Raw genomic sequence first — 602 nt, 5'->3', positions numbered from 1 at the left:
GTGCAACTCTTTGGCCTGATCATCCGGGACCAGATAGACCAGCTCGTAGTTCGCCGCATCGCCTTCAGGCGAAGCCGAAATCGTCCGGATCACCGTCGCGACGCCACCTTTGATCGTCTCTGCCACGTGCAGTATTTTCTTCACAAATCACCCACTTCAAACAGGAAAAAACAGTCGCTGACAGTCAGGATTTGTCGGACGCGTATTCGTAGTTGTAATAGCCGTAACCACCATTGCCGTAGTAGCTGGCGGCACGCTTCTCGACGCCGTTGAACACCGCGCCTTTGAGCTCGATGCCGTTCTGCGCGAAGCGGCGAATGGTCAGTTCGATCTCTTTGGCCGGGTTCACCCCGAAGCGCGTGACGATCAGGCTGATCCCGGCTTCACGGCCAACAATCGCGGCATCGGTCACCGCCAGCAGCGGCGGCGTATCGATGATCACCAGGTCGTAGCGTTCGCTCAGTTCCGCCAATAGCTCGCGGAAGTTGGCGTGCATCAATAGCTCGGAAGGATTCGGCGGTACCTGACCACGGCTGATGAAGTGCAGGTTGTCGATTTCGACTTTGTTGATCGCCTGGTCGATGCTGCAGCGCTTGACCAGC

General features: G+C 57.3%; 2 pseudogenes. Both read right to left on the bottom strand.

Annotated elements, in window-relative coordinates:
- Positions 1 to 144, bottom strand: a pseudogene (locus BK660_RS33480) (glycosyltransferase); the annotation flags it as partial.
- Between the two features lie 40 nt (positions 145 to 184).
- A pseudogene (locus BK660_RS30980) lies at positions 185 to 602 on the bottom strand (tyrosine-protein kinase); the annotation flags it as partial.

Source organism: Pseudomonas brassicacearum (genome assembly GCF_003732265.1).
In the GTDB taxonomy this organism is placed as follows: domain Bacteria; phylum Pseudomonadota; class Gammaproteobacteria; order Pseudomonadales; family Pseudomonadaceae; genus Aquipseudomonas; species Aquipseudomonas brassicacearum_D.
Note: the sequence above shows the minus strand (reverse complement) of the source record. Positions and strands in the feature narration are given on the sequence as shown.